At 71.1% G+C, this 2946-nt stretch carries 2 protein-coding genes; one reads left to right on the top strand and one right to left on the bottom strand.

Features of this window, described 5'->3' with window-relative positions; all coding sequences use genetic code 11:
• Nucleotides 1-235 precede the first annotated feature (235 nt).
• Complete coding sequence (locus HW445_RS24680; RefSeq protein ID WP_180223140.1) at nt 236-826, bottom strand: N-acetylmuramoyl-L-alanine amidase; 591 nt, start codon at nt 824-826, stop codon at nt 236-238.
• Nucleotides 827-1101: 275 nt separating this feature from the next.
• On the opposite strand from HW445_RS24680, the gene HW445_RS24675 reads away from it, so the two are divergent.
• Entirely contained in the window at nt 1102-2508 is a 1407-nt protein-coding gene (locus tag HW445_RS24675) for a family 2B encapsulin nanocompartment shell protein (RefSeq protein ID WP_180223139.1), read from the top strand.
• The last annotated feature ends 438 nt before the right edge of the window (nt 2509-2946 follow it).

Here is a 2946-nt window from a genome sequence, read left to right as displayed (position 1 = left end):
GTCGTCCCGCTTCAGCAGCAGACGCACCCCGCGCCGGGCGAACCGCTCGTCCGCGACCTCCACCAGCGGCGACGGCACCCGTCCCGGCACCCGGACCTCGTTCACCCGCCCATTGTCGCCCCCGGCCCGCCGGACCCGTCACCGGTGTCCCGCGCCCCCCCCGCGTGGCCGCGTCGCCGGTGTCACCGGCGTCCGCGCGCCACCCGCCTCGCTCGCCCACCGGAGCCTCCCCGCCTCACTTCAGGCGTTCCGCCACCCGCTCCCGCAGCGCCTTCATGGTGAACCCCCGGGGATCGGTCTTCCCGGGCTGCCACTCCAGGTGCCCGATCACCGACCGCGCCGACCACCCGTGGTGCCGGCAGATCGCCGCGGCCGCGCGGGCGACGGCGTCGATCTGCTCGTCCGGCCAGGGGTCGTCCCCGTCGCCGAGGTTCTCGCACTCGAAGCCGTAGAAGTACCGGTTGCCGTCGGCCCGCGCCTCGTTCTCGGGCGGCAGCGCGCGCTCGGCGATCACCGCCCGCAGCACCTCGTCGTCGCCCAGCCCCGCGTGGTTGGCGCGCCCGCAGCCGACCAGGTGGACCGTGCCGTCCTTGGTGATCACGCCGTGGCAGAGCGGCCCCGGCAGGTCGGACCTGCCCTCCCGGCAGATCTCCACCGTCCGCTCCGCCCCCTCGGTGGCCGTGTGGTGGACCATCACCCCGTGGACCGGCCCCCAGGAGCCGGCCGAGTTGCGGTTGTGATCCCTCCAGTCACCCACCTCCTCGACCCTCAGGCCCTCGTCCTTCAAGATCTTCAGGAACGTCCTCGCCGACATGGGTTTGGCCATGACGGACCTCCTTCGCGCAGAGTGACTGATCCGTCACGCACGGTTCCTACCGCGGTCGGGCCGAGCGGAATCCTCATCCGGGTGTGTTCACGGAGGCTACGGGCGCGTTCGCGGCGCATCCGGACCCGAACTGCGAGCCCTGCCCCGTCGAACGCGCCTTCAGTCCCGCTCTTTCGGGTAATGGCGCGGACACGTTCCGTCGCCGAGAGTGGATCACGTCAACAGGCCCCGCCACGCTGCACCGGCGCGGGGCACAACCGGGAGGGCAATTCTTTATGTCGGTAGGCGAAGAGATCCGCACCGAGCAGGACCGGCCGCAGCAGAGCCTCGGCACGGCAGCCGCGCGGAACCTGGCCACCACCACCAAGTCCGCTCCGCAGATGCAGGAGATCAGCTCCCGCTGGCTGCTGCGCACCCTTCCCTGGGTGAACGTGCAGGGCGGCACCTACCGGGTGAACCGCAGGCTCACCTACGCCGTGGGGGACGGCCGGATCACCTTCGTGAAGACGGGTGACCAGGTCGAGGTGATCCCGGCGGAACTCGGCGAACTGCCCGCGCTGCGCGAATTCGAGGACCTGGAGGTGCTGGGCGAGCTCGCCCAGCGGTGCCGGCAGCGGGAGTTCGCGCCGGGCCAGATCATCGCCTCCTTCGGCAGCCAGGTGGACGAGGTCTTCCTCCTCGCCCACGGCAAGGTGGAGAAGGTCGGATCGGGCCCCTACGACGAGGACGCCGTCCTCGGAGTCCTCGCCGACGGCGCCTACTTCGGCGACCAGTCGATCCTCGACCCGGAGTCCATCTGGGAGTTCACCCTGCGCGCCGTCACCGGTTGCACCGTGCTCGCACTGCCCCGCCGTGACCTGGACCAGATCGCGGAACGCTCCGAGCCGCTGCGCGAGCACCTGCGCCGGCAGCGCGCCATTCCCGCCCAGCGGACCAACAAGTACGGCGAGAAGGCCATCGACCTGTCCGCCGGACACGCCGGTGAGGTGGACATCCCGCGGACCTTCGTGGACTACGAGGCGCGGCCCCGCGAGTACGAGCTGAGCGTCGCCCAGACGGTCCTGAGCATCCACAGCCGGATCGCCGACCTGTACAACCAGCCGATGAACCAGACCGAGCACCAGCTCCGGCTGACGGTCGAGGCGCTCAAGGAGCGCCAGGAGCACGAGATGGTCAACAACCGCGAGTTCGGCCTGCTGCACAACTGCGAGTACGACCAGCGCATCCAGCCGCACGACGGCGTCCCCGGCCCCGACGACATGGACGAACTGCTCAGCCGGCGCCGCGGCACCAAGCTGTTCCTCGCCCACCCGCGCGCCATCGCCGCCTTCGGCCGCGAACTCAACAAGCGCGGTCTGGTGCCGGAGTCGGTCGACGTGGGCGGCCAGCGGGTGCCCACCTGGCGCGGCGTCCCCATCTACCCGTGCAACAAGATCCCGGTGACCGAGGCCCGCACGACCTCGATCATCGCCATGCGTACCGGTGAGGACGACCAGGGTGTCGTCGGTCTCCACCAGACCGGCATCCCGGACGAGATCGAGCCCGGGCTGTCCGTCCGGTTCATGGGTATCAACGAGCAGGCGGTCATCAACTACCTGGTGACGACGTACTACTCGGCGGCCGTGCTGGTTCCGGACGCGCTCGGAGTGCTGGAGAACGTGGAGATCGGGCGATGGAGGTGAGCTGACCCGCGCCGACCGGTGTCCCCGCCCGGCAGGGTGGGGACATTGCGGGGGGAGATCGGCGAACAGAAGTGAAAGGAGTTCCCCGAGGGGGGCCATGAGTCACGTGATCACGACACAGGTACCGCACGGCACGCACGGCGCACGGGAACGGGGGGAAACGCAGGGCGCACAGGCCACACAGGCCGCACAGGCCGCATCGGACACACGCGGTGCCGCGGATCCGCAGGGCGCCCGGCGGACGGAGGCCGGCAGAGGCCGGGACCGACCCGACGAACCCGAGGCGGCGGTGCTGCTGGCACGGGTCAAGACGGTGGTGGAGCCCGCGCTGCTGCGGGCGGTGGACGGGCTGCCGGGCCAGATCCGGCGGATCGCCCGCTACCACTTCGGCCGTGAGGACGCCCACGGCGCGCCCGCTGACGCCCCGACGGGCAAGGC

The organism is Streptomyces sp. UH6 (genome assembly GCF_013421635.1).
Lineage (GTDB): Bacteria > Actinomycetota > Actinomycetes > Streptomycetales > Streptomycetaceae > Streptomyces > Streptomyces abyssomicinicus.
Note: the sequence above shows the minus strand (reverse complement) of the source record. Positions and strands in the feature narration are given on the sequence as shown.

Bases quoted from the DNA above. Each gene is read 5' to 3' on its own strand.
- HW445_RS24680 (WP_180223140.1), bottom strand. From the start codon at position 826: ATGGCCAAACCCATGTCGGCGAGGACGTTCCTGAAGATCTTGAAGGAC.
- HW445_RS24675 (WP_180223139.1), top strand. From the start codon at position 1,102: ATGTCGGTAGGCGAAGAGATCCGCACCGAGCAGGACCGGCCGCAGCAG.